The organism is Nemorincola caseinilytica (assembly GCF_039540515.1).
Taxonomy (GTDB): Bacteria; Bacteroidota; Bacteroidia; order Chitinophagales; family Chitinophagaceae; genus Nemorincola; species Nemorincola caseinilytica.
The window spans coordinates 35,506-62,377 of sequence record NZ_BAABFA010000004.1 but is presented as its reverse complement, the minus strand read 5'-3'; the positions used below and the strand labels follow the sequence as shown (position 1 = coordinate 62,377).

Below are 26,872 nucleotides of genomic sequence, written 5' to 3'. Positions count from 1 at the left end.
CCTTCGTAACGGGAGTATAAACTCTGAAAAATGCTGCAGAAGTTAGTTATAAGGAACTACGCCATAATAGATAAGCTGACGATGGAACCCGGCAGGGGCCTGAACACCATAACGGGCGAGACGGGTGCGGGTAAGAGTATAATACTGGGTGCGCTGTCGCTGATACTGGGCGAACGGGCCGACACATCGGTACTGATAAACAAGGAGGAACGATCGATAGTGGAGGGCTACTTCGATGTGGCGGGCAATGAGACCTTTCGCATGGCGCTGGAAAAGGCCGACCTGGACCATGAGCCGCAATGCATCATAAGGCGGGAGATAGCGGCATCAGGGAAATCGAGGGCATTCGTGAACGATACGCCGGTGAACCTGCAGACACTGAACGAGCTGACATCGCTGCTGGTAGACCTGCAGCAGCAGTTCGGCCACCTGGCGCTGGAGGAAGATGGTTTCCAGGTAGAGACACTAGATGCGGTGGCAGGCACGCTGGAGCTATCGGCCAGGTATGCCGGGACCTATGCCCGCTGGAAGAACATAAGCCGCCAACTGGCCGAAAAAAAGGCCACACAAGCCCGCCAGAAACAGGAGGCCGACTACAAACAGTACCTGCTGGATGAGCTGGCACAGGCGGCCTTTGCCCCCGATGAGATAGAACATGCCGAACTGCAACTAAAACAGATGACCCATGCAGAGCGTATACTGAATGTGCTACAGACCGCACAGTATGCACTGACCGAGGGTGAGCAGCCGCTGGTGAACGAGCTGCGGCGGCTATCGCAGCAGATGCAGGGTATAACAGATGTATTTGCCGATGTGGCCCCGCTACAGGAGCGTACGGCATCGGTATGGGCAGAACTGAAGGATATAGCTGCCGAACTGGAGATACTACAGGGAAAGGTGGCGCTGGACACAGCGGCCATGGAGGAACTGCAAGGGCGCATAGACCTGGGCAACAAGCTACTGAAGAAACATGCCCTGCGCACCACTACCGAACTGATAGTACTGCAACAGCAGCTAGAGGATGAACTGGGCGCTACGGCGGCCCTGGACGGCAGCATAGTGCAACTGGAGGCAGAGACCGAGGCCCTGTATAAGGAGGTGGCAGCCATGGCCGCAGAACTATCGGCCGGGCGTACGGCGGCCATACCTGCATTTACGGCGCGCATAAACGAGCTGCTGGCACTGGTGGGCATGCCCAATGCCCGTTTTGATGTGCGTATATCGCCCACCCAACCGGGTATGTATGGCACGGACAAAGTAGAGTTTCTGCTGGATGCCAATAAGAGCGGGAATATGCAACTGCTGCACAAGGCGGCATCGGGCGGGGAAATGAGCCGCATCATGCTGTGCATCAAATCGATGGTAGCCAGCGCACTGCATTTGCCTACGCTTATATTCGATGAGGTGGATACAGGTATATCGGGCGAGGCGGCCCGGCAGGTAGGTGTGCTGCTGCGCGACCTGTCGCAATACCACCAGGTGATATGCATAACTCATCAGCCACAAGTAGCGGCGCGCGGCACACAGCATTACTATGTATACAAAGATGCCGGAGAGAACGGCAGGATAGCCACCCGCATAAAGCTACTGGTAGAAGAGGAGCGTGTACTGGCCATAGCCCGCATGATAGGCGGCGAACAGCCCACGGGATCGGCCATAAGCAATGCCCGGGAACTGATGGCGGACGGCGCATAAGGCGCTGCCCTACCCTACCCTACTCCCACCTGGTCTACTTTTTGCTTATGGGGCTAACGGAGAATGACAGCCATTTGTTATTGCCGCCGGTCTTGTAAAAGAGGGTATTCTTTGCCTTCTGCGATATCTCGGCAGGTATGGGATAGCGGCCACCTGTCAGGGGTGTTATCATCAGGGTATCGCCCTTGCGCACCTGGTCTATCATCATCTCTTCGGTAGTATAGGTGGTCACCTTTTTCTTTACCACCCTGTGCGCTTTTTCTATGTTGCAGGTAAGCCAGCCATTCTGTCCGCGCCAGAACATGGTCTCGGGATATGTATCATAATTCCATACAATGACGATGAATGTGCCCTGCATCGGCGGATTGCTCTGCTCGGCATCGGGGATGGACCTTGTATATGCCGAGAGCAGCTTTACAGGGGTCTTTTTCTTCTTTATGCCGGCAATGGCCGAAGTGGCCATAAGCAGCATCACAAAAAGCACAGATAAGCGCGATATCATCTTCATGGGTGTAAAAGTAATCAAAAACGGGCGTGTATGCGAAGTCCGGGAAATGAGGGGCAACATAAGGTACTGATACTCCTGTCGTTACATCATTGCGGCAAGAGATGTTCCCTGATGAGGGCATCGTACTTCTTCTTAGTTCTTTTATATTCTTTATGCCCGGCAGGCACGGCGGGACCTATGTCGTAGCTCCATACCTGCAACCACGCGCCGGAAGTATCTGCATGCAGGTAACAGTTGATATTGTGTATGCTGTCGCTGCCATACCCGAACCCGCGTATGCGCAGAAAGTGCGGCACTTCCCTTACATGGCGCCTGAGCGGTGCGGGCGATAATGCAGATGTATCGTAATAGAACCAGCCTGTGGACACAGAATCGTCGTAGCAAGTAAGCCCTGCTGCCTGCAGCCGTGTGCGTAGCTGTGCAGGGGTGTATGCTGCCTGCTTCAGTAAAGCTATATCTGTATGTACCTGAGCCTTTGGCCTGGGCAGCCTGCGAAAAGCTATACTATCGCTGCAGAATACCAGTGCTGCCGCAACTGCAACGGCGCCTGTGGCAGGATACCGCCATTTACGGTCTGCAATGCCGCAATACCTGTAAGACAGCGGAAGTGCGGCCAATGCCAGCAGATCGGTAAGATCTGCCACACGGCTAAAGGGCAAATGCATGGCATGAAGCATATGTATGAAGCCATCGGAAAGGGTGCTCTTCCAGAAAGTAAACAAGATGGCCGTGAACCAGTAGACCTGCAGCCTGGCGCGGGGGAAAAAGTGCCACAGGAAGACAGGGAAGATGTAGAGGCCCACCACATCGGACAGCTTGCCGGTGAACCAGTTGTGGAACTGCCATTTCAGCCAAAGGTCGTTGAGCAGGAGCAATGCGAGCCCTGCCAGGAATTGCGGATCATTGATGAGGCTTTTCCTGTTCATTTTTTAGGCGATGTACAAAATACGTTCACGAAATGTGTTCTTACCAGCCTGTCGTACCTGCGGCGCAGCAGGCGGTATTCCTTATTTTGTCTGCGGTATTCCTTGCGCGACATGGCCTGCTGCGTTGCAGTGGCGGGTTCTACGAAACCATAAAATGCGTACCCATAGCGACGTGGCAGAAAGGGCTCTACACGGCGTATACCGTTCGCATCGCTGAAGGAGATATCGAGCAGGGGTATAGTGTCTTTGCCATTGGTGATGCCCTGTATGCGCCAGTAATACTGAATGGCAATGTGCTCGTCCTTTGTATGGGCAAGGGCCAACGAGGAAGTATCGTAATAGTAGTTGCCGTAGCTGATATGGGCGCGCGTACAGCGCAGGCCGGCAGCACGGACCGATGCTATGAACTGATCTTCGGTCATATTCACCTTATACCCCCTTACCCTGGGCAAGGTCATCACCTTTATGGCACGACCGGTACTGTCGTAGGCATATGCCTTTTGCAGGCACATGACCGCTACGATGCAAAGCAGAGATATAGCAGCCCGCATCATCATTGGCCGGTATGTGTAGTGATCCACCATGTATTGCCGTGTGGGTCTTTTACTCCACCAGAGCGGCCATAGGGATGATCGGCAGGGGGCATTATGGAGGTAGCGCCCATGGCCAGCGCGCGCTGGTACGCGGCATCGGCATCGGGCACATATACGAACATACCTGCGGTATCGGGCGGGTATTGGTCAGTAGCCTCGGCCAGCATGATGGTACTGCCGCCTATGGTCATTTCGCCATGCATAACGGTGTGGCCATCGTCACGCAGGTGTTTCATCTTCTCTGTAGCGCCCAATACCTCTGCCATAAAGCGCATAGCGCCTGCGGCATCCTTTACTATGAGGTATGGCATTACATGGTTGTAGTGAGCGGGAATGTCAGTGGTGTTCATGGCGATGCGTTTTGGTCAAATATCGGTGAAAGAAAGCAAATGAGCACCATTTACGGCCATCAGTAAAAAGTGGCGGGGGCAGAGAACACATTCCAGTATGGGCGTACAGGGCGTACCTGCTGGCCGGGCCTGTGCAGGTACTGGTGGCCTGCGGTGTCCAGCATGGGTATATGGCAGTTCTTCTGCGGACGCAGGCGGCGCGGCAGAAATATCATATCGTGTATCAGGCGGTTCTGCACAAGGTTGCGCACCTGCTCTGCATCTATGCCCGCATTTGCCTGTATGTTCTGCCCCGCATCCAGCGGCGTTCTGAACTGCGCACTGAGCAGGCCATGGGAGTATGAAGTATATGCGCCACCAGCGGTGTCCATGTAGCACGGGTGCGGAAAGTCTTTATCGCCGGCTACTTTGTTCGTGCCCATCTGCCCCGTCCACATGGTGCAGTTGAGGGCCAGCAGGTATTTATTCATGTACCTGTACTGCAGCAGGAAAGCCCCTGTACGGAACCTATCGAGGGTGGAACAGGCAAAGATGTCGTTCTCTGAAATGATGCTGATATCCCTGAAGCGGAACGATACGGTGCCCGTCCATTGCGAGGTGCCTATACGGTTCAGGTATAGGTTCTGGGCATAACCTATGCTGTTGCGGCGGCCTGTACGGTCGCAGGAGATACCCGGGAAAGGATCTTGCGCGCCGGTACGCCCGCCATAGCCTACTACCAGCCCTGCCGATGTGACCAGTTCGCTGTACCACATGGCGGGGCCCAGGTTGCGGAAATTGTGATAGGCGCGCACCTCGGCATTGGCCTGGAATATACCATTCTGATAATAACCCTGCACCGTGATGCCCAACCGCTGAAAGCGGTTACCGATAGCGGCCACAAGGCCTGCATTGGCCCCCCAGCCGGTACCGGCCAATAGCTGCGCACAAGCCGGCATGGCAAGTAGGCACAAGCAGAGAGCCGATATGTATCTTCCGGAATGGATCACCGGGCAGGAGGTATCTCTTCGAGCGAACGATAAACAGGCAGGCCTTTGGCGAGGATGTGATCGCGCTCGCGCAGGGCGCCGGGGCTCTCGCCTATGAGCAGGAGCGCATGACACTGGTCTATTACGGCCATAGATATATCCATTATGGCCTCGTATACATCGTCCGTGGCGGCATGGGCCACTACGGGCAACGCCATATTTACACCTATAAAAGGTATATGGCCCATCTCGTATACCCTGGCGGCGGCTATGTTCATGTCAAGTAGGTTCTGGGCGCGCCTGTCGGCATCGGGGGCGGAATACGGGCCTGCAACTGCTATTATCATTGCTATAGGTATGTTGATGTGCGTACTAAACTAAGGAAAATGTGACTACGGACCACCGGGGCTACGAACACGCTATCAATGTTAATTGCCTGATAATTAGTAGCACATACGAAAGGTGTATATTATCTTTGGGTACAGCGGTAATGACCGTTCAGCCATAATGAACGAAGAAATAAAGATATTAATAATAGAGGATGAGGCCATGTGGAGCGAGAACCTGTCGGCCACGCTGGATGGGCTTGGGTTTTCGGTAGCGGGCATAGCTGATACTTTTGAAGATGCGGTAAGGATGATGAACAATGAGGAGTTCGATATAGCGCTGGTGGATATAACCCTGCACCACAAGAACAGTGGTATAGAACTGGGAAAGATGCTGACGAACTACTACAAAAAACCCTACCTGTTCATAACTGCCAACGATGACCCCGATGCGATGGAAGAGGCCGTAAAAGCACGGCCATCGGCATACCTTACCAAACCCGTGGACAGGAAGTCGCTGGCAGCCAATATTTACAATGCCATCTACAACTTCAATGCACACATAAGCCCGTCTTACACTAGCACGGTGCCGCATAGCGATACCTTTTTTGTGAAGAACGGCAACAAGTACCGGCAACTGCAATGGAGCAATATAGTGTACCTCTACTCTACCAAGAACTATACGGCCATTTTCAATGCGGCAGACAATACAGAGCACTACATAAGAAGCGGGCTTACCAAAACGCTGTCGCATATAATACCCCAGCACCTGCGGGCGGCCTTCGCACAGGTGAACCGTAAGGAGGCCGTGCAATTAAGCCACATACGCGAGGTGATAAAAGAGGAAATACGCACCGACCACAAGGTGTTCACCATGTCGGATGTATATGCTACCGAACTGAAAGAAAAAATGAACATACTGACGTAGGGTATCTCCCGCAACACCTATTTACAGGTCTTCTTATAACACTATACCAGCGGTAGCTGCACATAAAAAGTGCTGCCTTTACCCTCGGTACTTTCTACCCATATCTTACCCCTATGCGCCTCTACTATCTGCCGGCATATGGAAAGTCCAAGGCCGAAGGAGCGTTCGCCCTTCGTACCTGTGCGGCCCGATGGTGTGAACATCTCGAACAGATCGGGCAATAAGCGGGCAGGTATGCCTATACCTGCATCCTGCACCAGGAAGCGGACACCTTCGCTATCTTTCTGCAGCGCGACGTGGACCTCAGCACCCGGAGCGCTGAACTTAATGGCATTGTGGAGCAGGTTGGCCACAAGGCGGATCATTTTATTCTTGTCTACCCGGGCTTCTACGGGCAGTGTGGGCAGCGTCAGCTTTACTTCCACTTTCTTTTCTGCGGCATTCTGCGCCTGCAGGTCTATGGCCTCTTGCAGTACAGTGGCCATATCGGTCTTTTGCAGGGATAGCTCTCCCTGCTCATTGCGGGCGAAAACAGAGAGCTCGTTGATAAGCTGCAGAGAGCTCAGCGAAGAGGTCCTTATCATCTTCAATGCGGCAATGGGCTCCATAGTAGCATCTTCGCCATCTTCTATTATGGTCTCTGCCATGTAAGCCACCGCACTCACAGGGCTGCGAAGGTCGTGCGCCACTATGTTCAGGATCTTGTTCTTCTCCCGGTTGCTCTTTTCCAACGCGGTCTTCTGTTCGCTTATCAGTTTATTGCTTCTCTTCGTTCTTTTATACCCTGTATATATCAAGATGAGTATGACAATGGCCAGAACCGACACGATGGCCGCTATGCCCAGGTAGGTACGTTGCAGCCTGGCGTCGCGGGTCAGCAGCTCTATCTTGTATTCCTGCTCTTTGTTCTTCATGACCTGTAATACGCCTGCCTGCTCATCTTTCTGCGTGCCGCGGCGCACAGAATCGATGAACTCGACATACTTATCCAGGGCCTCGTAAGCACTTTTATAATCTCCTTCTACTTCGTAGACCGCATATCTGAGCTGGCCGCCGGCAATGCGCAGGGGTATATCGATAGCCGTGTCCAGCAGTGGCTCTATCTCGTTCCATACCTGCCTTAGCTTTTTGCGGTCTTTGGCATAGTAGTACATCATGGCGAGGGCCATGCGCGAACGGATGATATGGGAACGGTACTTCTTGCCATCCATTGCAGTGTATATATCCAGCGCTTTATGCATGGGCTTTTCGGCATCACTATATCTTCCCATCATCTCGTATGCATGACCTTTGTTCAACAGGCATACCGCTTTAGCTTCAGCCTCCATTTCCCGACTATGGAACCGGCCGGTGTTCTTTTCTATGAAAGAGAGACAGGAATCGAAAAAATATATGCAGCTATCGTTGTAATAGGTAAGCCCTATGTTGCTTAGCAATTCCTGCATGCGGTAGTAGGGCTTATCGTCGCCGGTACATGCAGTGGCTTCTATGAAAGACCGTTTGAAGAATATGCGAGCCTCCTCGTTCTTGTATTGCCGATATAGCATAAGACCTATGCCATGGTCGAACTCGTGCAGGTAACAGGTATTGCCGGTGGCATATACAAAGGAGTACCCTTCCATATAGCTGTCGTAAGCGCTATCATATTTGTTGAGATCGGTATAGATACGGGCCTTTTCCAGCAGGGCATGGCTGAATTCTTTCTCATACTTATGTTCCAGCTTCTTTTGCCTCAGTACCCCGATGGCGCTATCGGCATAGAGCAAGCTATGAGCATGGTCTTGCCGCTCGTGGTAGTAGCGGCTTTTGAACATATACATATTGTGCAGGCCCAGCGGAGAGACGTTGCCGGAAGCATATACGGAATCGATGAAGCGGATGGCCGCATCGCGCTTTTTGTCAAGGAACAACTCCGTGGTCTGCTTTTCGTAAGCCCTGTCCGGGGCCTCGTTATTGTCCATACCCGGGCGGCAAGCCCCGAACAGTATACATACTATGAACAGAAGACGGATGAAAGAACGCATAATAACGATAAGTGACCGGATGGAGAGCGAAAAATAGTACAATTTGCCCGTACGGCATACTCGCAGCGCGTGCCCACAGAAAAGTTCCGGAAAACGAAAGCGCCTCTCTTACGAGAGGCGCCTGTATCATCTCTTCTTACTATTCAATTATGCGTTCAGCTTGCTCTTCAATGCTTCGTTGAGGGCATCGAGGAACTCTTCGGTATGCAGGTAGTGCTCGCCATGCTTCACACTGTTGCCGTGTATGCATACTGCGAGGTCTTTGGTCATCTTGCCGCTTTCTACGGTCTCTATACACACCTGCTCCAGCGCATTGGCGAAGTCTATGAGCGCCTGGTTGCCATCTAGCTTACCACGGAAGGCCAGGCCACGCGTCCATGCAAAGATGGAAGCTATGGGATTGGTAGATGTGGGACGGCCCTTCTGGTGCTCGCGGTAGTGGCGGGTAACGGTACCATGCGCGGCCTCGGCCTCCATGGTCTTGCCATCGGGGGTTATGAGCACAGAGGTCATAAGGCCCAGCGAGCCGAAGCCCTGGGCCACGGTATCGCTCTGTACGTCGCCATCATAGTTCTTACATGCCCATACGAAGTTGCCGTTCCATTTCAGCGCGCTGGCCACCATGTCGTCTATAAGGCGATGCTCATATACTAGGCCTGCCTTGTCGAACTGGGCCTTGAACTCGTCCTGGTATATCTTCTCGAATATGTCCTTGAAGCGGCCATCATACTTTTTGAGGATGGTGTTCTTGGTAGAGAGGTAGAGCGGCCAGCCCTTCTGCAGCGCCAGGTTGAAGCAGGCACGCGCAAAGCCCATGATAGACTCATCGGTATTGTACATGGCCAGCGCTACGCCATCGCCCTTGAAGTTGTACACCTCGTGCTCTATGGTCTTGCCATCCTCTCCTTCGAACTTGATGGTGAGCTTGCCTTTGCCCTTCACTACGAAGTCGGTAGCGCGGTACTGGTCGCCGAAGGCATGGCGGCCTATGCATATGGGGGCCGTCCAGTTGGGTACCAGGCGGGGTATGTTGCTCATCACTATGGGCTCGCGGAATACGGTACCATCCAGTATGTTGCGGATAGAGCCGTTGGGGCTCTTCCACATCTGCTTCAGCTTGAACTCTTCCACACGCGCCTCATCGGGGGTGATGGTAGCACATTTGATACCTACACCGTACTGCTTTATGGCATTGGCCGCATCTATGGTCACCTGGTCGTTGGTCTCATCGCGGTACTCCAGGCCCAGGTCATAATATTTGATGTCTATGTCCAGGTATGGGAGTATCAGTTTCTCCTTTATGTACTTCCATATGATGCGCGTCATTTCGTCGCCATCTAGTTCCACAACGGGATTAGCTACTTTGATCTTTGCCATGAATTTGCGTATGTTTTTTTGAATTATTTTATGTGATGCAGGTATGCGGGATACAAGCGCGGAAAAGCGCAGTTCTCCCAAAGAACGGTCAAACCTACACAAAAAGCGGATAAATAAACACTATGCCAATGAAACAAGTGAGTACAATGGGGATATTGCCGAAAGGAAGCTAGTTGGTCCTATCGTAGTAGTAGCCTACAAGGCCGTTCTTGGTACGGGTGGTGAGCTCCAGGTTGGCAGAGTTGATACGGGCTATCTTGAAGATAGTGGTCTCGGAATTCTTGTATGCGAAAGACAATGTCTGCTCGCTGGTGATGTACCAGCTAAAAAGCAACTCGGGGGAATTGGTGGTGTACTCTACCCCGGTACTGTCCTGCTTGAATTCGAGGATATTGCTAGTGGCAGAATCTACGGGATGCGTTTCCCATTCGTCCAGCAGACCATTCACATTATCGTCGGTAGCATAGCGTACTTTTTTCCATTTACCTGCAAGACGGGTAGACAGAAGGGGCTGCTTCTCATCTTTGGTACAGGAAATAATGCCAGTGGACAGAAAAAAGCAGGCGGCAAGTGCGAAAACCGGGATATTTCTGATCATGATATACGAGTTTGCATCCGTCAGGGGAGGTCTATAGATATGTGTCTATAGCAAATCTAACGAAAAAACGGATACAGACCTCGTTAATTATGCATATTAGTAGTCGCCAAGGGACGTAACAGGAAGCTGCGCAAGGGCCTCTTCAAGCTGCTTGTCGCTGGGGGCTATGCCATGCCACTCGTGCGTACCCTCCATGAAGCTGATACCCTTTCCCATAACGGTGTACATAAGTATGCATATGGGCCTGCCCTGGCCGGTAGCGGCCTTTGCCTGTGCCAGCACACGCAGTACCTCTTCCATGTTATTGCCGTCCATTTCCATCACCAGCCAGCCAAAGGCCTCGAACTTCTGGCGAAGCGAACCCAGGCCCATCACCTTATCGGTAGGCCCATCTATCTGCTGACCATTGAGGTCGATAGTGGCTATAAGATTATCGGCCTTGTGGTGGGCGGCGAACATGATGGCCTCCCAGTTCTGGCCTTCCTGCAGCTCGCCATCACCGTGCAGGGAATACACCAGGTGGCTATCGTTATTCAGCTTTTTGGCCATGGCGGCGCCTGCGGCCACGCTCATACCCTGCCCCAGCGAACCGCTGGCTATGCGTACGCCCGGCAGATGCTCGTGCGTGGCAGGGTGACCCTGCAGGCGGGAATTGATATGCCTGAACGTACCCAGCTCGCTAACGGGAAAGTAACCGCTGCGGGCCAGTATGCTGTAGAACACGGGCGATATATGACCATTGGAAAGGAAGAACACATCTTCTCCCATACCGTTCATATCGAACCCCTCTTTGCGTTCCATAACCTTCATATAGAGGGCCGTAAGGAACTCGGTACAGCCGAGAGAGCCACCGGGATGACCACTCTGGACCTTATGTACCATTCTTACTATATCGCGGCGCACCTGGGTGGCCATTTCCTTCAGTTGTTCGATATTCATTGTGTTGTAGGAGAATTGCGGTGCAAAAGTAGCATATCGCACGGATCTTTCAGAACACCGGGCATACATATTCACATTGAAATAGATCTTACTTTATCCACCCTCCAAAAGGTAATATCAGGGGGCAAGAAAACTGAATATACGCTGTAAAGAGCGCTATACGGGAAAAATTCGGATAAAAAAACGGGAAAAATCCCGTTCTTTCGAGGGGGAGGGTGCAATACTTTTGTGCTAGTCGTTTCCTGTTCCCCTGTCACTGTTACTGCCTTTTTTTGATCGCAAACAAGGGTAAGCTAAGTCAAACTGTTAAGAGCAACCTCCCCGGTTGCTTTTTTTCGTTAGGCCAATATGCCCGAAATGATACGGGCATTCGCGGTAGCAGATGCCAGCACCTCTTGCAGAAAGAGGGTCTCGTACTTGTATACATCTCCGCCGAACATCTCGTTACGGTCCAGCAGATAGCTTACCAATTCTTCTAATACGGTATTGTGTTCATTCAGTTGTACCGCATAGTTCACTATATCGCCGGGCAGGCCCTCTTCAAAGGCATATTCTATGTTCAGCATAGTGTTCAGTTGCATGAAGCCATAACGAAGGCGGTCTGCAGCATCGGCATACTCTTCCCACTTATTATCGGGCAGCCGCAGCGGATAACCGGTAAGTGCGGCCGATATAGCAGCAGCAGCGGCCGTTACGGCCTGTACCATGGCAGGATATGGTGCATTCATAGGCAGAGGTATCTATGGCATCAAAAATACTGCTGCCTTATGGCCGATCGATACCACTTATGTGTTATTCATACCCTAATGCAGAACGCAGGCCCATGAGCCTGCGTTCTGCATAGTGATAGGCGATAGAAATACTAACGTATCAGCGTCACATTGCCTTTATATGTCTGGTCGGTGCCATCCGGGCGGGCTACTATGATCATGTAGTTGTAGGTGCCTATACCTGCAGGCTGGCCATTGCTAGTGCCATCCCAGCCGGCGCTGCTGCCATTCTGAGCACGGTATACGGCCTGGCCCCAGCGGTCGAACACTACCATTTCCACCAGCCTTGCGTGCTCATTGGCACGGATGCGGAATATATCATTGAGACCATCGCCATTGGGGCTGAAGCCCGATGGTATGAACACACCATCGGCGGTACGCACCTCTATATGCACAGTGTCTATGTTTTTACAACCTATACTATCTACCGCCATCACCACATACGTTGTAGAGACGGTGGGCGTAGCTATGGGGTTATTGATGTTGGGGTCGCTGAGTGAGCCATCATTGGGCGCCCAGGTGTAGAGTACCGCGCCATCGGCGCCTAGTTGTACGCTCTGGCCCAGATCTATGGTCTGGTCCTCTGTCACATTATACAGCACCAGCGATGCACCCCCTACCCTTACATAGGCGGTATCGGTACCCTGGCAGCCGGTAATGGTATTGGTAACGGTAACGGTGTATATACCCTGGTCCTGTATACGCGCACGCTTGATGAAAGGGAACTGCAGCATGGACTCGAAACCATCGGGGCCATTCCAATGATAGTCGTACTGGGTACCACTGGGGTATGACAAAAGTTCGGCAGGCTCTTCTATACATACAGGCTTGAGCGACGATGCCGTAGCTATCACCTGTGGCAGTATGGTGACACTGGCCACGGCCTGTGTCTTGCATTGGTATACAGGTACGGTAGCAGTGACCGTGTACGACCTGGGAACGGTGAGCGTGGCAGTAGGCTGCTGTATAAGAGCATTATCGAGATCTAGCGCAGGCACCCACTCATAGGAGTAGGTAGGATCGCCGGTAACAAGGAATTTCACAGACTTGCCATAGCATATGGAAGGTGCAGGGTTGGAGATAGTGACAACAGGATCTATGACCGTGATAGTGACCTGATCGGAAGCAGGACAACCACCAATGGTAGAGACCGCAGCAACGCTGTATGTGGTGGTAGTGGTGGGCCGTGCTGTGGGCTCTTTGGCCACCGCAGAATTGAGTGAACCTGCAGGTGACCATGTATAAGAAAGGCCGGGCACACCACTTACCCGTATGGTCACCTCGTCGCCTATGCATATGGTAGTGTCAGGGGTGATGATGTTCATATTGGCAACGTTCACTCCTATCTGTACAGTTCGCACTATGGGCGCACAGCCCGACAGAGGCAGTGTGGCCGTCATGGTATATACTGTAAGGGCGGTAGGCGCTGCAAAGGGTTCCATGGCGGTGGCACTGCTGAGGGTAGCAGGCGGCGCCCAGTTGTATACCAGACCCGCAGAGGCAGCAACATGTATCTGTATGGCCTGGCCCAGGCATATAGAAGTATCGGGCGTAGTGATATTGGCAAAGGGACCATCGAGCAGGGTGAGTGTGATGGTATCTACGATACCACAGCTAAAAGGAGAAGAAAGATATACGATGATGCTCTTGGGACCTGTAGGGGTAGATGATGTAAGGCCGGGTATGCTGATGACCACACTGGTATCGCCTGCGGCTATGGTAGCACTATCGGGGCCGGAGATATCTACACCATGTACGGCAGTACCTGCATATGTGAAGTACACTTTTTGCGGAGATGTAGCCACACGGCCATTGAGCACGGTAATGGTGGCAGGATCGCAGCCGCGTACTATGGCATGGGGTATACCGGCAATGGTATGGCCTATGGAATCGGTCTTTTTGAACGAATAGGTATTGGTACTAAGGCTGCCCGCCTCTATGAACACACCTGAGTCGTAGAGAGAATTAGCGGCATCGGCCACGCTCATCTTCAGGTGGTAAGTACTGCAGGGTGTAACAGAGTGATAGGCACGCAACTTGGTGGTATAGCCACGATAGGTGACCTGTGTACCTCCGGCATTATTGATGAAATAGGTAGTGAAGGGAGAGCCAGGGCCCATAGATGTACAGTTGGCAATGTTGCAGAAGCCCGGCCAACCGGGAGGTCCCGGGACACCGCTATTGATACTATTGACCGTAACAGGGATATTGGTACCGGGTACAAGGGCCATGTTCTGTGTGCCACTGATGCCGGGACCCGATATGAAGAAGGCAAAAGCATCGTTGTACTGGCCGCAGGTAGAATTGATGTACTCTTCGGAGCCGAACTGGTAATTGAAGCTAACGGTATCGCCCTTGGGCACGAAATCGAACTCAAGAGTACAGGCATCATTGGTAGTGGTGCCGGCAAGCAGTGTCAGGTCGGGGTCGCCGGGAGCGCCATTGTTATTACTGGCAAGAAAGGACTCCAGCCCGCTGGTATTGACAGCGCGGCCGGTACTGAGTATGATACCACTGTCTATGACAATGGGCGTGAGCACCGAGATGAAAGTACCGTTACCTACACCGGCACAAGTGAGCACCGGCGAGGATATGGTGATACCGGGCCCCGCAAGCTTGGCAGCCAATACAGAGGCAGGATGAGTGGGCACTACCGTAAGCTGTGCAAATGATGTGACAGGGCTGAACGATAGCGCGAAGAGAGAAAGTAGCAGGCAGATCTTCTTCATGTTTATAATGATCTGCTGCAAAGGTCTCTGGCATAGGTTACCTCATTATTACGCCAATATGAAGTTTAGACCGTTAACGGATCACTGCCTGCTTTACTACTACCCTATCCTTCGATATGCAGCGTATGGTGTAGATACCGGGAGTACCTATATGAAGGTCAGTACCCGGGACAACAGCGGCAGTACTTTGCACAAGCATACCATTCATATCGAATACCTGTATCTGCATACCGGCTATGTTTGTCACCTTTATGGTGATGTCGCCGTCAGATGGTGTGGGGTATATCAGCACATCGCCCTCATTACCGGAGATATCATCTATGCCTACACCGCAATCGGGTATTACGGGTAGCGAACCACCAAGCGCAGTAAAGCTGGCATGAAAAGATTGATAGAACACATTGGCAGCAGTGGCATCGTGTATGATGATGGTGTTCTCATCGTTCCTGGTATCAGCGCTGACGGTCCAGTTGTGCGAACCTGTTAACACCAGTGGATCGGAGCAAGTATTGGAGGGATCTACTATAAGGTACTTGTGGTGAAACAAGCCCGAACCTGAATACACCTTGTACTTGCCGCTACCCAGCGCCGAGGACAGTATAGAATGCGGCGCATAAGATACATTGCCTGCGTCGCTGATGCCAGCCACATATACATCACTGGAACTGGATGTTGCCAACATATTGGCATCAGTAGAATAGGTAAAGGTGGACATGCCGAAATACATATCAGTATGAGCAGAACCCATGGCGCTGAGTATATGGTCGTTGGTATTATCGGCAGGGCTGAAGTATACTTCTATATGCTTGCCCTCTACAGTAAAATGGTGTGCACCAAGGTCTGTTTTATACTGCCCGAACTTAGCGGCCGAGCGGTTGGGCGTTGCGCCTGTACTGCCCCACATCATTTCGAAGTGGGCCTTGTAGGCCAATGCCAGCGGCTTGTCCTGTATGGCTACAGCATTGTTATGATCGGTGTTGAACTGTTGTGTGTTCCAATTCGTAGAACCGGTCCACAGTATAGCATCGTTAGGATCGGAAGAGTTGGCATCTATTATCATGAACTTATTGTGCATGATGGAATGATCGCCCGCATCGGGTGGGCTGGCCATACGCTTGATGTTGCCGTTGAGCAGTGGTATACCTGTATTGGAAGAGCTGCTATCGTATATCCAGCGCACCTGTACACCGCGGGTATATGCATTGTTCACAGCTACTGCTATAGCGGGAAAGGAAGATGTATAGTTGTACACGGCTATGTCCAGGGTATACTTTGCCCGGTTGATATAGGCTACTATGGTATCTCCCATTTTATCGTTCAGGTAAATGGCATTCTCACCCCTGGACACAGAATTGTTCACCGGCTGGGTGAAGTAATATTTTATCTTATTGCCACTATATCCTTTAACAGCCATGAGCATGGCCAGCAGTATCAATGATCTCTTCATTTCCTCTATTTTATCGGTGACCCTTAGGACCGGGTACAAAAAAGAATGCAATTTATCTCTACACCGCGCTATCAATAGACCTTGTGACATTACGGTTCCGTTAAGTATTTATTACCTGTCGTGGTCTTAATGAAAACATCACGGACACTTAACACAGCTTTCTCGCTGGCTTTACATTGCAAAGGGAATTTTGACATATCTGTGAGCAGCATATACAGTGCTGCTCATGCTATAGCTATTTAAACATTTACCACCATGTCATTTTTCCGTTCTTTCCTTTCAGGCGTGCTTGCGGTGTCTGCTCTATTCGCAGCCGCATTCGTTCATGCACAAACGCCTATTGCCCCCACTACCTGGACAGGTAGTCCTGCATCAGCCACAGGGCCCAGCGCCTTCACTACCCTTCCGGCCACTACTACGCCCGGCGCAGGTACTATAGCCATATCGCAGTGGGACCGCGGTGCAACGACATTCAATGCTGCCGGAGGCTGCTACAACAGCAAGGACTGGCAGGTAGGTGGCTCGCTTGCTGCTGCACAGGCCGCTAACAGGTGCATCTTCTTTACCGTAACCAATAGCGCCACCACAGAGCTGCAGGTAACGAGGTTGTTCATACGGTCGCAGGTGAGCGCTACAGGGCCGCAGAACGTACAGGTGATGTATACAATTGGCACTACTAACGCTGCCTTTGGCCCTACTATAAGCACAGCACATACGGCAAGCCCGGAGAACTGGGACCTGGCAGGCAATATATGTATAGAACCCGGCCAGACGGCCACTTTCCGCCTGTATGGCTGGGGAGGCCCGGGTGCGGCCGGTACGCTACGCATCAATGATGGCACCGCTATAACAGCAGGTTTCGCAACACCTGTTACTGCAACGGCAACGAGCAATTCGCCCATATGTGCGGGTACAGACCTTTATCTTACCGGCACCGCAACGGGCGGCATACCGGGGTACACATATAGCTGGGCAGGACCCGGCGGTTTCTCCAGCGCCATACTAAGTCCTACCGTTACTGCCGCACCGGCATCGGCAGCGGGCGTGTATACGCTTACCGTTACCGATGCGCTGAACTGCACCACATCATCGGTACCTGTTACTACCACAGTGACGGTAAATACCGCACCGGCGCCCATAACAGGTACGGCCATAGTATGCCCCCTACTCACCACAACACTCACAAGCACATCGACCGGCGGCACATGGACAAGCAGTAATACAGGCATAGCCACAGTAGACCCATCAACAGGGGTAGTGACAGGTATAGCAGCAGGAACAGCTACCATAACTTACCAACTGAGCTCGCTGTGCATCACTACAAGAACGGTAACGGTAGATGCACCACCTGCTGCCATTACCGGAGGCATGGCGGTATGCGTGGGCCTCACTACTACACTGAACAGTACCACAGGCAGTGGCGCCTGGAGCAGCAGCGATGCCACTATAGCCACGGTAACGGCCGGCGGCGTGGCAACAGGCATTGCACCCGGCACGGCCAATATCACCTATACCATACCCAGCGGCTGCATAGCTACCGCAACAATAACCGTGAACTCCTTCCCTGCGGCCATTGCAGGCACTACCACTGTATGCATAGGCGCTACTACTACGCTCACCAATGCATCAGGAGGTGGCTCATGGAGCAGCCAGGACATTACGATAGCAACAGTAGATGCACTGGGTGTAGTGACGGGAATGAGCGCAGGTACTACCAACATAACATACACCCTGAGCGGCGGCTGCTATGTGACAACTCCCGTAACGGTGAACCCACAACCCGGCACCATAAGCGGCATCAATGCAGTATGTGAAGCAGCCACGACCACCCTGACCACATCATCTACCACTGGCACATGGACCAGCGGTGCCACAGGCACTGCCACAGTAGGCGCAGCAACAGGTATAGTAACGGGTGTAGCTGCAGGCACGGTAGATATCACTTATACATTGCCATCGGGCTGCTATCGCACACATACCATGACGGTGAACCCCATACCTGCTGCTATTACAGGCCCATCGGGGGTATGCCTGGGAACGACAGCAACACTGAACAGCGCTACTGCAGGCGGCGAATGGCACAGCGCCAACAGTACGACCGCATCGGTAGATATAGCTACCGGTGTAGTGACGGGCAATACCACAGGCACTGTACGCATATCTTATATACTGGCATCTACCACGGGCTGTTTCATAACGCGTATACAAACAGTACATCCGCTGCCAGCCACAATAGCAGGCGCAGACGAAGTTTGTCCCGGGCTGACAACTACACTCTCCAGCACTCCTACTACAGGCACATGGACCAGCAGCAACACAGGCCGCGCAACAGTGGGTGCAGGTACAGGCATAGTGACAGGTGTGAGCGCGGGCACTGTAGTGATGACCTATACATTGCCCACTGGCTGTATAGCTACTAAAGAAATGACCGTGAACCCTGCACCACCGGCCATCATCACACCCATTGGCGACACCACATTCTGCCCGGGCGGATCTGTGGTGCTTACGGCCAATACTGGCACATCGCTTACTCATCAGTGGTTCGTAGGGGCATCGCCCATAGGCGGTGCAACAGGCATCAACTATGTAGCCAGCACTACGGGCAGCTACCGTGTGCGTGTTTCCAATTCATTCGGCTGTCCTACCTTCTCTGTACCTATATCGGTATTGGTGAATACCATAACGGCCACCATATCGGTACCTGGCGGCTCTACAACGGCCTGCTCGGTATCGCCCATTACCCTTAATGCATCGCCTACAGGCGTGGGGTTCTCCTACCAATGGCTGCACAACGGTACGCCTATAACAGGTGCATCGGGCAGTACCCATGCGGCAAGCATCACAGGCGACTATTCGGTGATAGTGACCAACATTACCGGCTGTTCCGATGAGTCGGGCACTATACATATCAACATACTACCCTCCCCCAGTGATGCGGTGACACTCTCAGGCCCTGCGACATTCTGCGCCGGCAGCAGTGTTATGATAACAGCCACATCAGGCACAGGATATGTTTACCAATGGTATAATGGTGCTACACCTATACCCGGCGCTACCAGTATATCTTATACCACATCTGCCCCCGGCAGCTACTATGCACAGGTGACCAATAGTATAGGCTGCACCAATACTACCGTGACCACCAATGTGATAGTGGACCCGCTGCCCGATGTATCTATCTCTTCCACAGGGCCACGAGTGGTATGTGCGGGATCTAACGTAACTCTTACAGCAGCAGCAGGCTCTTACAACTACCAGTGGTATAAAAGCGGAGTGGCCATACCCGGCGCTACAGACGCCATATATACTACTACTGTAAGCGGCGGCTTCAGGGTTCGTGTGACCAATACCATTACCGGCTGTACGGCATATACCGGCGCCGATACCCTGGTGACCATCGTAGCCGCGCCTGTTATCGTAGCGCTCACTCCTACCAAATTCTGCTGGGGCGGCAGTGCGCTGCTATCTACGAGCGTATCGGGCGCGGGCTCTCTGCTGAATTACCAGTGGAGTTTCAATGGCAGCCCTATAAGCGGCGCAACATCGCCTACCTATAATGCAGGCACACCAGGCAACTACAGGTGTACGGTGACAGTACCATCTAGCTGTACTGCTACTACAATGGATATAACAGTGAGCCAGATGCCGCTGCCCAACCCTATAGTGACCTTCAATGGCGTAAAGCTGTTCACAGGTACGCACTATGTGTCTTACCAGTGGTACAAGGACCTCACACCCATACCGGGCGCTACCGCATACAACACAGCGCATACCGGCAACGGCAACTACAAGGTGCGCGTGGTAGATACCAATGGCTGCCAGTCCATATCGGACATGTATGTGGTGAAGGGCATGCCTACAACAGGTGTTGTCGGCACAAGCGATACCAGGGCAAGGATATATCCCAACCCCGCACAGGGTATGCTGTTCATAGAGAGCGACAACAGAGTATCGGCAATACTACGCAGCATAGATGGCCGCGAGCTGATACACATGGCCGATGCAAAGAGCCTGGACCTGAGCACCCTGCCGAACGGCATGTACATCCTTACCCTTTACGATGAAGACCATGTACCGGTGCAGATAGAGAAAGTAGTGAAACAATAACGAACAAATGAGTGATGTTGAATAAGAGGCATGCCGCGGGGTATGCCTCTTTTCTTTGCAGAAAACATCTACAACATTAACTGAGTATACTATTTATTTGCTCTTCCCTATATTTTGACAGAGGCTTGAGTCTATCTTTCTGAAACACCTTTACAGCACCCTTCTCATCTATCGTCCTGATAGTGTTATTGTCTTTTGTTGTTCTGCCGGGTATCTGTTTTAATTTCTTCTTTATCATTAGATCTTTTCCTACATAGACACCGGGAAAGGAATGAACGTTTGTTTGCCATAAAATAAATATTTGCACAGAGATCGATGGCTGTGCAGATGCACGCACATAAAAAGAGCGCCCACGGATATCCGCGGGCGCTTTACGAAAAGGTATAGTGTTTATAGATAGTCTTAGTTAACTGAGAACTTTGTAACGGCAGTAGTGTTACCATTGTTCATCCTGGCTATGTAAAGGCCGGGCACAAGGTTCAGACCGTTAAGTGTGTATGTGCCGCTGGCATTGGTAGTGAAATTACCATCATATACCTTACGGCCGGTGATATCGTGTATAGAGAGACCATACTTAAGACCGCTTTCTACGTTATAACCGAAGATCACTTTGTCTGAAGTAGCCATGCCATATACGGCCATAGATGCTGCGGCCTGTGTGTTCACCTCGTCTACAGACACACTGCCTGTCCAGGTAAGGTTAACATCGTCTATAGCAGAGCTGGCGCGGTTGCCACCACCTGTAGAAGCAGTAAGGGCCACTACCCTTATCCATACTACAGAAGACTGGTTATCGAGCGCAGAACCGAAGTTCACAGAAACGGTATTGTTGCTGAAGGTAAGGCCACCTGTGGTCATAGTACCTGTAGCGCTCACGGGAGTGAAGCTGGTAGGATTGGTACCAATACCATAGTCTACCGCCCATGTAGTGGTACGGGGAGATGTAGTATCGAGCGACTGCAGCTTAAAGGTGAGATTGAAATTGGTACGACCTGTAGTATTAGCTACTTTGAAAACGAAGGCTGCACCCGGATCCCAGAAGGGAGGAGTAGCAGAATTGCTCTTCTGCCTTACACCCAGTGCACGGTCGGTGATGCCGGGCTGGGCAGCGCATGTAGCTACCTTTACAGGCATGCCGCCATTTGCAGATGGGTAGTTCTTGAAGTCATCGTTCCATACGTTGGCCTTGCAGGCATCAGAAGAAACGGTGTCGGCGAATACGCCATAGGTCTTGGATGTGCTGATGGTAGCAAGCGTACCTGCCGCTGAGCTGGTAGCGCCGGTGTAACCGAACCAGCCGGTGGGTACTACCGGAGTGGCCAGACCAAGCTGGCTGAAATCCTGGGTGTAGGATGTACCGGAGAGCGTAACCTGTGCGTTGGCGCCTACAGAACCGGCGATAAGTGATAATAGTACAATTGATCTTCTCATGTTCTTGATTTGTGCTGCAAAGGTCAGCCGGCCATGTTTCCTGAAAGTGAATGCAGGTTTACCAAAAGGTTAAGCCAAAATGAAGGCCCGCTTAACATGCGGGCCTTGTACAGGGGGAAGGAAAAAATATTCTTATTCTATGGGCATACACGTTCCTTGGTCATATTCACGTCGGTAGTATCGCGCAGTATGAGCTGGGGACTGTTGTAGGTAGACAGGATGCAGGTGATGCTACCCAGGCCACGCGGCGTCAGAGCTCCCCTGAATTTGGAGAACGAGCTATTGTACATACCCAGCCTGCCGTTGAAGGGGCAATCGCTTATATAGCGGTTGGTGCTGCGCACGGCATCAGAATATACCACATTGGCCGAAGAGGTCTCGAACTGTACGTCCTCTATCTTAATGAGGGTATTGATATAGAGACTGGGATTGCTAAAGATATCGGCCATGGTAAGCACCTTGGGCTCTACCGTATGGGGGTAAGATGCTTTTACAACAAAGTCGGCCAGCAGGGATGAAGGTATACCATTGCTCTGCTTTCTTTCTTCATCATAGTCGTATACCAGTTGTGGCAGGCCCTTGTAATTGGCCAGCCTGAGGCCCTTGAGCCTGAGGTATACCTTGCGGCCTACAGGATAATCGCCATAGATAGTTGTCTTGTCTACAAGTATACATATACCACCGGTAGTATCCTGAACTATCATCTGCTTATAGATATTGCCCGAATGATCGTCGGCCACTATGATGCCGTATGCTATGGAATCGCCCAGTGTATAGTACTGGCCATCGGACAGCATCAGCGCATTGTCGGCCAACTGGCGCAGGGAGACATTGACAGGCAGTGCAGGGTCATAATGCAAAGTGTCGGGTGGAACATCATAGTCCTTCTTCAGGCAGGATGACAGGGTGGCCGTAGCCAGCAGAAATGTAAGCGCTATCTTATGGAACCTCATGATAAATGAACTTTAAAAACGGAAACTGATATTAGCTGAATAATTGAGACCAAATGCGTAATCGTAGTAATTGAGGAATTTATCGGTGCTGCGGTTACCGAAATCGTAACGCAACTGTTCGTAACCTGCAACTTTTATATCGCGCTTGTCCAGCAGGTTATTGATACCAAGGCTCACGAACAGGCTTGTGCTGTGCGATGTGAATTTTTTGGTGTAGCGGGAAGTGCTGAAAGAGCGGCTCACATACAGATCTACGGTATAGGCCGATGGCATACGCTCCTGGTCTATGATAGAGTGCCACTGTGGGCTTCCGGGTGTTACCAATGCCACAGCACTGGCCGTGCGGCGATCGGGATATATGTCTATATAGTTGCGGTCTATGTAGTTGATATTGGAAGCGATGGTCCACCTGCCAGGCCTGTAACTGAGCGCCATAGAGTATACCGACTGCGGACCATTGCCCACATAGTAGTTATTGATGTAAGTCTTGTGCGAAGTAGTGGCCACGGCAGGATCGTTATCGAGATATATGTTCACATCGGGGCTGTTGGTGTAGAAATACTGGCCTACAGATGCAACACCGGTAAGGCTCCACATAGATGATATCTTGTAGTTGGCAGCGAACTCTATGCCTGTAGCCCTGGTACTTACCTTGTTCATAACATAGCTGATGAAGGCCTGTGTGCCCAGTTCGTCATAGAAGAAGCGCCTGATGGAGGTTATGTCCTTCGCATCGGTAACATAGCCGGTAAAACGCAGGTTTACCCTATGCGTGCGCAGCATATAACCGGCCTCCAGTGTATTGGTCTTTATTGTAGTGGGGGCGTTGATAACGAAGTCTCGTGTGGCCTGCGATATATATGTATTGGACATCAGCGGCGCCTCCTCGGTATGGTCGGCATTTACATAGAAGATATTGTGCAGGCCCAATTTAAGTGCAGCGCCGGCTTTCGCTTTGTATGTAAAGAAGCCATGGGCTTCGCTCTTACCAAAGGAGTTGTTGGGGAAGAGACCATTCTTATAAAGACCCTCCCTGCTAAAAGAAGTATGACCTACATTCAGCGCACCGAAGAGGTCTACCATATCCAGGGTGGCTGTGGTCTGTCCCCATACTTCGGTCTGCATATTTCTCAGTATGTAGTCATAGCCATATTTATCGCCTGTCTTTATCAGCTTGTTCGGCTCGTTCAGGTTGTTCTGTGCGTAGCTGGTATTACCGGTGTTCTGTGCATCCAGGAACTGGTAAGTATTCAGGTAAAAGTCGCCACCCAGCAGATCTACAAGCTCTTTATAACTCTCGTTCTGGTGCATCACGAAGCGCGCGCCACCCATAAGTGTAAGATGCTCGCTCTGTGCATGCTCTATATTGGTATTGAAGGTGAATTTGCGCAGTTCATCAACAAAGTTGCTCAACACATACATAGACCTTTTACCTGTAACGTTATCGCCTGCTACACCATTCACATTCTTTATGGTCTCTATGTTCATCCTGTTTGCCTCGTAGAACTTCGCCCAATCGACCTGCAGCATCTCGGGGTTCGCCATGAGCAAGGCTTTCACAGAGTCGCCGAGCTGTGGCTGCGGTGGCACCATGCTATAGTAATAGCTGGGCAGATTGCGATAATAGTCGGGCCGGGGGCTGTATGCATTGTAAAAGTCTATGGTAGAGCTTTTGTATCTGCCGGTCTCATAACCTATAGCGGTGTTCCACCTGGTCTTGTCGCTGGGGCGATAAGTATAGTTGGCAATAAAGATGGGCTGAGACACATCTACCACGCGCGAATTACGCTTCACACCGTTCTGGTAGCCCCATGCAGAGTTGTACTGGTTGTTATTGGTAAGGCCATAGACCTCATCGGTGGCATTGAGTGCGCGGCCACGGCGTGTGGGCGAATACATGGCCGTAAGATTGAGCTGTCCCTTACCTATCACCTTGCTGGCAGCTCCATAGAAGGAATAGCCATCGTAGAATGTACCCGGTGTATAGCCTTCCTCGGCCCACCTGCGAGAGCCCGATACCGACCATGCCCATTTGTTCTTCATCAGGCCGCTGTTGTGGGTCATCATCACGCGGTTCCTGTAGTTGCGGTTATAGCGGGTATAGGTAACGGCGCTACCCTTGCGCTGGTCAGCGGCAGTGGCATCTATATAAGTAGTACCATTGAGCCCGCCATAGGCGTAGCCGGAGGGCTGAAGACCATAGGTAACACTGCGGCCATGCAGCACATCGCTAAGGCCACCGAGCTGCCCCCACGATGAGTAACCACGTTCCACATCTTCTATAGTGATACCATTCAACTGCAGCTCGTAACCCGAGCCACCACGAGGCTTGAAGTAGTACTGGCCGAACGTATAGGCTACAGCGGCCGTAAAGGCATCCTGCCCCGCAACGAACATGCCGCTGGAGTTCTGCGCAGAAGAGCCATCATCATCCTGGTTAGCGGTGTTGTCCTCTACAGTAATGGTAGGGATCTCTGTATTGTCGGTAGCGTTGGCTTTCTCCGATAGGGTCAGCATCACATCACCTATATCTACCAGGTCTTTATTTACTACTACGGTCATAGTGTACGTTACCACAGCACCGCCATTGAATATCAGCGTATGTGTACCATATGGCACCTCGCTGATGGAGAGATCACCATCTCCATCGGTCGCGACCGCGATCTTCAGATCGGGGATGGAGACCTTCACATCGTAGAGTGGTGTCTTTGTAGCGGAGTTGTATGCCTTACCTTTCAGAATGGCGGTCTTATCGCCTTCGGCATAAGTGATGGTAGAGAACAGGATAAGAAAAACGAACGCGAAGAATGCCTTGTGCCTCATGATACAATGAACGGATATGGATGATACCCTTTGGAGCGGCAAAATTATATTGGACGGTATTGCGTGCCATCTTTTGTACGTTATGATTGGATCAATAGAATATCAAGTTTGTGTTACTTAATTGTTCCCCGTTTTTTCTTCGGAAAAAAATCGATCTTTTTGCAGAAACATCCTCTTCTTACATGTACAAAATGATATTGGCCATACTGTCTGTGACGGTATGCTATGCTGCATCTGCACAGCAGAAACTGAAGGTAATAGCCATAGGGTCCTACAACTGCGAGAACCTTTTCGACACCGTAGATGACACTGCAAAAAAAGATGAGGATTTCACCCCCAATGGCGCCTACAGCTATACACAGGAAGTATATACACAAAAGCTGCACAACATAGCTACCGTACTGGAAAAGATAGGCACAGATGTGACGCCCGACGGAGCCGCAGTGATAGGCCTGGTAGAAATAGAGAACAGTACCGTACTGGCTGACCTAGTGGCCCAGAAAGAGATAAAGCACCGCAACTATAAATACTGCTGGTTCCCCACGCCTGATGAGAGAGGCATAAGCACAGCCATGCTGTACAACCCTAAGTATTTTAAACTGATAGCCGCAGAGACACTGCCGGTACCGCTGGAGACCATAGGGCAAAAAAGGCCCACGCGCGCCGTACTGCATGTATATGGCGTACTGGCAGGCGATACCGTACATATACTGGTGAACCACTGGCCATCGAAGAGCGGTGGTGAGGCCAGAAGCGCACCTGGCCGCATGCTGGCAGCAAAGGTGAACAAACATCTTATAGATTCGCTGATGGCCATACGCCCCGACACCAGGATACTGCTTATGGGCGACCTGAACGACAACCCTACCGGCGAACCCGTAAAAGAAGTATTGCAGGCAAAGGCCGATAAAGATGATGTGACCATGAAAGACTTGTTCAACCCATGGATCAACATCTATAAAAAAGGAATGGGCACAGAGAGCTATCGCGGGGAGTGGGGACTGATAGACCAGATAATGCTATCGGGCTCGTTCGTAGAGAACAATACCGGCTGGCGCTATTACCGGGCAGAGATATTCAATAAGGAATTCCTTACCAATAAGTTAGGCAAGGATAAGGGACTGCCCCATCGCTCATTCACCATAGCCCAAGTATGGGACAACGGCTACAGCGATCACTTCCCGGTACTGGTGTACCTGGTGAAGAATGCCGACTAGCAACACTTTCAGCAACGGACAAAACAGGAACAAGGGGTAACAATTTGTTCAACGAGAGTTAACCTATTGTACCGACACAGGCAATATTGGATCGACAATTTTGCCATACAAAATCTTGTCCTGTATGTATCGGATATTACGAACACCATTTAAACAAGTTTCT

At 51.5% G+C, this 26,872-nt stretch carries 20 protein-coding genes; 4 read left to right on the top strand and 16 right to left on the bottom strand.

Annotated elements, in window-relative coordinates; translation table 11 throughout:
- Positions 1-30: 30 nt before the first annotated feature.
- On the top strand, positions 31-1,695 hold the full coding sequence (gene recN / locus ABD843_RS01090; protein ID WP_345077210.1) for a DNA repair protein RecN: 1,665 nt from the start codon (positions 31-33) through the stop codon (positions 1,693-1,695).
- Between the two features lie 34 nt (positions 1,696-1,729).
- Here the strand turns inward: recN and ABD843_RS01085 are convergent, their stop codons facing one another.
- The 6 genes from ABD843_RS01085 to ABD843_RS01060 all read right to left on the bottom strand — a co-directional run bounded on the left by ABD843_RS01085 (position 1,730) and on the right by ABD843_RS01060 (position 5,387).
- A complete protein-coding gene (locus ABD843_RS01085) occupies positions 1,730-2,197 on the bottom strand; it encodes a hypothetical protein (RefSeq protein ID WP_345077207.1) in 468 nt (155 codons plus the stop codon).
- 92 nt (positions 2,198-2,289) lie between these two features.
- Complete coding sequence (locus tag ABD843_RS01080; RefSeq protein WP_345077204.1) at positions 2,290-3,129, bottom strand: hypothetical protein; 840 nt, start codon at positions 3,127-3,129, stop codon at positions 2,290-2,292.
- The gene (locus ABD843_RS01075; RefSeq protein WP_345077201.1) at positions 3,126-3,686 is read right to left on the bottom strand and encodes a hypothetical protein; all 561 of its coding nucleotides are present in this window, start codon (positions 3,684-3,686) and stop codon (positions 3,126-3,128) included. Before ABD843_RS01075 ends, ABD843_RS01080 begins: the two co-directional genes overlap by 4 nt.
- Positions 3,683-4,072 (bottom strand): VOC family protein, encoded by a 390-nt coding sequence (locus ABD843_RS01070; RefSeq protein WP_345077198.1) that lies wholly within the window; start codon positions 4,070-4,072, stop codon positions 3,683-3,685. The genes ABD843_RS01075 and ABD843_RS01070 overlap by 4 nt, the downstream gene beginning before the upstream one ends.
- Before the next feature lie 59 nt (positions 4,073-4,131).
- Positions 4,132-5,025: a polymorphic toxin type 23 domain-containing protein gene (locus ABD843_RS01065; protein WP_345077195.1), complete on the bottom strand. Its 894-nt coding sequence runs from the start codon at positions 5,023-5,025 to the stop codon at positions 4,132-4,134.
- Between the two features lie 32 nt (positions 5,026-5,057).
- Positions 5,058-5,387 carry a DUF1937 family protein gene (locus ABD843_RS01060; protein WP_345077192.1) on the bottom strand — a complete coding sequence of 110 codons (330 nt, stop codon included), beginning with the start codon at positions 5,385-5,387 and terminating at the stop codon, positions 5,058-5,060.
- A gap of 160 nt (positions 5,388-5,547) precedes the next feature.
- Here ABD843_RS01060 and ABD843_RS01055 point away from each other — a divergent pair, with 160 nt between their 5' ends.
- Positions 5,548-6,294: a LytR/AlgR family response regulator transcription factor gene (locus tag ABD843_RS01055; RefSeq protein ID WP_345077189.1), complete on the top strand. Its 747-nt coding sequence runs from the start codon at positions 5,548-5,550 to the stop codon at positions 6,292-6,294.
- A gap of 41 nt (positions 6,295-6,335) precedes the next feature.
- On the opposite strand, the gene ABD843_RS01050 is transcribed toward ABD843_RS01055, so the two are convergent.
- From ABD843_RS01050 to ABD843_RS01020, 7 genes are all read right to left on the bottom strand, one after another.
- Positions 6,336-8,318, bottom strand: a complete 1,983-nt coding sequence (locus ABD843_RS01050) for a sensor histidine kinase (RefSeq protein WP_345077186.1) — start codon at positions 8,316-8,318, stop codon at positions 6,336-6,338.
- A gap of 147 nt (positions 8,319-8,465) precedes the next feature.
- A complete protein-coding gene (locus ABD843_RS01045; protein ID WP_345077183.1) occupies positions 8,466-9,695 on the bottom strand; it encodes an NADP-dependent isocitrate dehydrogenase in 1,230 nt (409 codons plus the stop codon).
- A gap of 169 nt (positions 9,696-9,864) precedes the next feature.
- Positions 9,865-10,293, bottom strand: a complete 429-nt coding sequence (locus tag ABD843_RS01040) for a hypothetical protein (RefSeq protein ID WP_345077180.1) — start codon at positions 10,291-10,293, stop codon at positions 9,865-9,867.
- A gap of 96 nt (positions 10,294-10,389) precedes the next feature.
- Positions 10,390-11,232, bottom strand: a complete 843-nt coding sequence (locus ABD843_RS01035; protein WP_345077177.1) for a transketolase — start codon at positions 11,230-11,232, stop codon at positions 10,390-10,392.
- Positions 11,233-11,570: 338 nt separating this feature from the next.
- Positions 11,571-11,960, bottom strand: a complete 390-nt coding sequence (locus tag ABD843_RS01030; protein WP_345077174.1) for a hypothetical protein — start codon at positions 11,958-11,960, stop codon at positions 11,571-11,573.
- Positions 11,961-12,094: 134 nt separating this feature from the next.
- Positions 12,095-14,731 (bottom strand): choice-of-anchor L domain-containing protein, encoded by a 2,637-nt coding sequence (locus ABD843_RS01025; RefSeq protein ID WP_345077171.1) that lies wholly within the window; start codon positions 14,729-14,731, stop codon positions 12,095-12,097.
- Between the two features lie 73 nt (positions 14,732-14,804).
- Positions 14,805-16,178, bottom strand: coding sequence for a phospholipase D-like domain-containing protein (locus ABD843_RS01020; RefSeq protein ID WP_345077168.1), 1,374 nt, complete (start codon positions 16,176-16,178; stop codon positions 14,805-14,807).
- Positions 16,179-16,433: 255 nt separating this feature from the next.
- On the opposite strand from ABD843_RS01020, the gene ABD843_RS01015 reads away from it, so the two are divergent.
- Positions 16,434-20,285: an Ig-like domain-containing protein gene (locus ABD843_RS01015; protein WP_345077166.1), complete on the top strand. Its 3,852-nt coding sequence runs from the start codon at positions 16,434-16,436 to the stop codon at positions 20,283-20,285.
- 402 nt (positions 20,286-20,687) lie between these two features.
- On the opposite strand, the gene ABD843_RS01010 is transcribed toward ABD843_RS01015, so the two are convergent.
- The 3 genes from ABD843_RS01010 to ABD843_RS01000 form a co-directional block, all read right to left on the bottom strand.
- Complete coding sequence (locus tag ABD843_RS01010; protein WP_345077163.1) at positions 20,688-21,716, bottom strand: T9SS type A sorting domain-containing protein; 1,029 nt, start codon at positions 21,714-21,716, stop codon at positions 20,688-20,690.
- A 137-nt stretch (positions 21,717-21,853) separates the two neighbouring features.
- Positions 21,854-22,669, bottom strand: a complete 816-nt coding sequence (locus ABD843_RS01005; RefSeq protein ID WP_345077160.1) for a DUF5689 domain-containing protein — start codon at positions 22,667-22,669, stop codon at positions 21,854-21,856.
- Between the two features lie 12 nt (positions 22,670-22,681).
- Positions 22,682-25,492 (bottom strand): peptidase associated domain and porin domain-containing protein, encoded by a 2,811-nt coding sequence (locus ABD843_RS01000; protein ID WP_345077157.1) that lies wholly within the window; start codon positions 25,490-25,492, stop codon positions 22,682-22,684.
- Positions 25,493-25,683: 191 nt separating this feature from the next.
- On the opposite strand from ABD843_RS01000, the gene ABD843_RS00995 reads away from it, so the two are divergent.
- Positions 25,684-26,709, top strand: coding sequence for an endonuclease/exonuclease/phosphatase family protein (locus ABD843_RS00995; protein ID WP_345077154.1), 1,026 nt, complete (start codon positions 25,684-25,686; stop codon positions 26,707-26,709).
- The last annotated feature ends 163 nt before the right edge of the window (positions 26,710-26,872 follow it).